Below are 5,113 nucleotides of genomic sequence, written 5' to 3'. Positions count from 1 at the left end.
TGCCTTGCACTTTTGTTCGATTTATAGACTTCAATCACTATTTATACAAGGGTTTCAGTCTTAACCAGCAAGCCCTATCTAAAATTTGTTTTTACCAAGTAAAAAATCAATTCCAGATGCAATCCTTATCCCCCGCTACCTATCCCCAAGAGTATGAGTACATTGAGGGTGGGGGCTTCCGCGACACATAAAACCAACTAGAAACAGTTTTAGCTTTTTTTGCTACTTTTGTACTAGAGAATGCCTTAGTTCAGGAAATCATGAGGTGGGATATGGCTGTATTGCGCGAATCACCTTGGTATCAAGAAATTTTACGCGAAGGAGAACGGCAATTTCCCGTTCTAAGTTCTGTACACCCGTGGATCTGGGGTATTCCCGAATAATCTTTAGGTCAGTGCGATCGCCTTGCCAGTATATATAAAGTAGGCGTTGCAGAATATAAATATCAATAAGTGCGATTGCGTACCCGCTCGTCGTAGGCGATCGCATTTTCCGCAATTCCCAATCCCTAATTAAATTTTTCTAATAATCATTCTCTATTTTGTGGCATAAATTTAGTGAATGCGGATGATATGTACATAGCAGCATTGATCACTCAAGATTGATTTATGAATAACTCCACCCATCAGCTAGACGATTTCGCTTTAACATTACCGATTCCCCAATTAGCTCGCATCACTGCCCAGGAATTTGCTAACCAACAGCCAAATTCGGAAAAAGCAGAGCAAGTTCGGCTGAATACGCTAGCTGTGTGGGTGGTGAATGACTACTTGGAAATGATGGATATTCCTACCAACCTCCAAGGTAGCGACAGTTGGAACCCCATCATGCGCCTCTGTGGAAATGTCGCTGACTTAGAATTGCCCTCAGTTGGCCGTCTAGAGTGTCGCCCTGTCCATCAGCATCAAGAGATATGTTTCATTCCCCCAGAAACTTGGGAAGAACGGGTGGGTTATTTAGTAGTTCAATTTGATGAATCACTCCAAGAAGCAAGGCTGCTTGGTTTTATACCTAGTGTCGCAACTGAAACACTGCCTTTAAAACAACTGCAACCATTGGAAGCGTTTATCGACCACTTGGGAGAATTGCGTCAATCTCCAGTTAGTTCACTCGTGAATTTGAGTCAGTGGTTTACTGGTATATTTGAGGCAGGTTGGCAAACTATTGAATCTTTGTGGAATTTGCCAGAACTCAGACCAGTTTATGCCTTTCGTAGTACCGAAACTTTGGAACTCAATGCCCTCAATCAACCAGAATCAATTACTAAACGGGCAAAACTAATTGATTTAGGTATCCAAATTCTTAACCAACCCGTTATGTTGATTGTGGAAATCAGCCCAGAAAAAGATCAACAAACTAGTATTCATCTGCAATTGCACGCCACTGGGAATCAAATCTACTTACCACCTGGAGTTCATCTCACCGTTCTAGATAGTTCGGGAGCAGTATTTCTAGATGCTCAATCGAGAAAATCAGACAACTACATTCAGTTACAGTTTCGCGGTGAACCTACAGAACAATTTAGTGTTAGGGTAGCCATTAATGATACTAGCATTACTGAACATTTTCGGATTTAAAACATCCAGTTATTTTCCCTCTTTGTCGGTAACTTATTAAGTGCTAATTGGTTAATTAAAAATTAAAAATTAAAAATTCAAGCCAGTTTTGGGGATTTTGAAAAAAGTCTACAAAAGCTTGTGGAGCTTGTTATGAGACATTAGAACAGGGGATGATTCTGCACAGAGGGTATAGTGACGGTCATGGGTAAGTTAGTGGTTCTGAAATTCGGAGAGGGTAGTTTTGAGCAGGGATTTGCTGTCACCCTCCAAATTGGTGAAGAACATGAGCGGGCAGCAACAGAAATCACGGGGAAACTACCTTCATTTCCCGAAATGCCGCTTTATTATAGTCATTGGCAGTCTAGTTATCGACAGATAAGCAATCGTTATCGTCTCCATGCTGACAAAATGCAGGTGACGAATGTCTCGATGATTCAAGACTGCGAAAACACTTCCCATATCTTAAGGGCCCGCTTTAATACCTGGTTGCGAGCAGAAGAATTTCGCCCTTTAAGGGAAAAATGGTTAGAAAGATTGTCGTCCGAAGAAGAAGTACGAGTAATTTTGCAAACAGAAAATAGCCAATTGCAGCTATTGCCTTGGCATCTGTGGGAGTTGTTAGAACGCTATCCCAAGGCTGAAATCGCTCTTTCTTCACCATCCTACGATCGCATCCACAAGCTACGCCCAAAAAATCCATTAGTCAATATTTTGGCAATTGTAGGCAATAGTCAGGGGATTGATACTGAGGCCGATCAAACTTTACTCCAACAGTGTGGTAACGCAGAAGTCTGCTTTTTGGTAGAACCACAACGTAAAGAATTAACCGAGCATCTTTGGGGAAAAAACTGGGATATTCTCTTCTTTGCTGGGCACAGTTCCAGTAACAAAAATGGAGAAAGTGGACGAATTTACCTGAATAAAACTGATAGTCTGACCATTGGCGAATTGAAATATGCTCTGAAGAAAGCCATTGAGAACGGCTTGCAACTAGCTATCTTCAACTCCTGTGATGGATTAGGATTAGCGCGAGAATTGGCTGATTTGCAAATTCCTCAAATAATCGTCATGCGTGAACCAGTCCCAGACCAGGTTGCGAAGGAATTCTTAAAGTATTTTCTCCAAGGCTTTGCTGGTGGCGAGTCTTTATATCAAGCGGTACGCCAAGCACGGGAACGATTGCAAGGACTTGAGGATCGATTTCCCTGTGCAACTTGGCTACCAATGATTTGCCAAAATCCAGCGCAGATACCACCCACTTGGGATGAATTAAGGTCTACAACAAAACCTAAAGATACCCCGGATTTAGTTTTGTCTACCAAACGCAGATTAGCAACAACTTTGTTATCCGGTTTGGCAATTACAGGCTTGGTTTTTGGGGTGAGATGCGTAGGATGGCTAGAAAGTGTAGAAATTCCCGCCTTTGACCAGATGATGCGATCGCGCCCTGCGGAGCCACTAGATTCGCGTCTGCTGATAATTGCAATTGATGATGACGATCTGGCAATTCAAAGACAGAATAATGAGTCCTTGAGTGGAGCTTCCATTTCTGAAAAATCTCTTAACAAATTATTGGCAAAACTGAATCAATATCAACCCCGCGCGATCGGCTTAGATATTTACCGTGATTTTCAAGCCAAACAACCAGATTTAATAACTCGTCTTCAAAAAACTCAGAATTTGGTTGGCGTATGTAAAGGAAGTGATAGCACAGAAAGCATCACTGGTATTAAGCCAGCACCAGAAATCCCCAAAACGAATCTGGGATTCAGTGACTTTATTCACGATCCTGATGGAGTTATCCGTCGCCATCTCCTGTTCATGAACCAGGAGCCGACATCATTGTGTCCTGCTACCTTTGCATTCAGTCTACAACTAGCCTCCTTGTATCTGCGTCCTTCAGGAATTCAACCAAAGTTCACCCCTGAAGGGAATTTGCAACTCGGTAAAACTATTTTTCCGAATCTGAAGTCTCGCACTGGCGGCTATCACGATATTGATGCTAATGGCGGTCAAATCTTACTTAACTACCGTTCTCCAAAACAGATAGCTCAACAGGTGAAACTAACCCAATTTTTAGCTAGTCCAATTAACTCCAGTGCTATTAAAGACAAGATTGTTTTGATTGGTGTAACAGCAAGGGGGGATTCACCAGACACTTGGCCTACACCATACGGGGCTCCTTTAGATGAACAAATGCCAGGAGTGTTAGTACAAGCCCACATGATCAGCCAGATCCTTAGTGCTGTGCAGGATGGGCGGCCATTGCTGCGGGTTTGGTCGCTGTGGGCTGAGGTGGCCTGGATTTGGGGTTGGTCTTTGGTAGGAGGAGTTTTGGCTTGGCGAAAGCTTTCCTTACCTTGGTTGGCATTGGCAGTTAGTATTACCTCTGGTGTTCTGTATATAGTTTGCTTTGGTCTATTAATTTCCGGTGCTTGGGTGCCATTTATCCCGTCGATTTTGTCGCTAGTAGCCACGGTTAGCCTGCTGTCAATTTATAATTCAGCAACAAAAGTGCAGGTAGAGAATGGGCAATAGGGAAAGATTTTTTGATTAAATTTTTGGATAAGCAGCAGATAAATCTATCAGGCTTACATAGTTCAAGAAGGGTTTTTATGAAGTCAAATTCACAACCGATAAAACTGTTTTTAGTAGTAACTTTTAGCTGTACCAATTTATTAGTTAGCCTGACTCCAGTACTGGCGAAACCAAACGTCGGTTCTTCAACTAGCGATGCCTACGGCGGGCTACGCCTACGCTCTGAAGCTAAAACAAGCCATACTAAATCCACATTTAATCAACCTGCAATTCCATCTGGCCCTCCTCCTGGAGGCCGCGTTCGTGGTGGAGCGAAGCGCAACCTAAATGGATGCCAAATTACTAAACATGACCTGACTGCTTTAGTGTCCTTTACTCAGGAACCTAACTCAGTAATCAATGTCTGGGGAAAGACAACGCTAGAACACCCAAGTTGGTTTTTCTATGTGCCATATACCAAAGATTTTCCTTATGCAGTTGAATTTGTGCTGCAAGATCAAGACTCTAACGAGATTTATAAAAAACCGATTGTTTTACCAGAGAAAGCAGGAGTCATCAGTGTGTCTCTACCTACCACTTCTCCTGGCTTGGCACTAAACAAACAATATCGCTGGTTTTTCACTATTAGCTGTGACCAGGAAAAGAATTCTCCCCCGACTTACGTAGAAGGGGTAATACAAAGAGTCGAACTCAATCCCGCCGTAGTTAAAGAGCTAGAAACGCCAGAACTGTTAAAGCGCTATGCTATCTATGCCCAAAACGGGATATGGTACGACGCACTTACCACACTGGCTCAACTGCGCCAGAAAAATCCTAAAGATGCAAAATTACAAACAGAGTGGCAGAATTTGTTAGGCAGCATCCAGTTAGATGATATTGCAACAGAACCGATTTTTTGGGAGCAACCTTAGAGGTTGTTTGAAAAGTAGTATGTTGTGATTTTAATCGAATTATTACCCCCCTTAATCCCTTATAAAGGGGGAAACAATAAAATCTAGTTCCCTCCCCTTTATAAG

At 42.5% G+C, this 5,113-nt stretch carries 4 protein-coding genes and 1 pseudogene; all 5 read left to right on the top strand.

The window, feature by feature from the left end:
* Nucleotides 1-191, top strand: a 191-nt coding sequence (locus GNF10_RS38155; RefSeq protein WP_221643754.1) for a hypothetical protein, incomplete at its 5' end; no start/stop codon positions are given.
* Nucleotides 192-332: pseudogene (locus GNF10_RS39150) on the top strand (transposase); the annotation flags it as partial.
* A gap of 276 nt (nt 333-608) precedes the next feature.
* Nucleotides 609-1,577: a DUF1822 family protein gene (locus GNF10_RS35070; protein WP_185583042.1), complete on the top strand. Its 969-nt coding sequence runs from the start codon at nt 609-611 to the stop codon at nt 1,575-1,577.
* A gap of 183 nt (nt 1,578-1,760) precedes the next feature.
* Nucleotides 1,761-4,097, top strand: a complete 2,337-nt coding sequence (locus GNF10_RS35065; RefSeq protein ID WP_185583040.1) for a CHASE2 domain-containing protein — start codon at nt 1,761-1,763, stop codon at nt 4,095-4,097.
* Nucleotides 4,098-4,174: 77 nt separating this feature from the next.
* Nucleotides 4,175-5,008, top strand: coding sequence for a DUF928 domain-containing protein (locus tag GNF10_RS35060; protein ID WP_185583038.1), 834 nt, complete (start codon nt 4,175-4,177; stop codon nt 5,006-5,008).
* Nucleotides 5,009-5,113 lie beyond the last annotated feature (105 nt).

The sequence above is a fragment of the Nostoc sp. UCD121 genome (assembly GCF_014222285.1).
GTDB lineage: Bacteria > Cyanobacteriota > Cyanobacteriia > Cyanobacteriales > Nostocaceae > Nostoc.
This window is presented reverse-complemented; position numbering and strand designations above follow the sequence as displayed.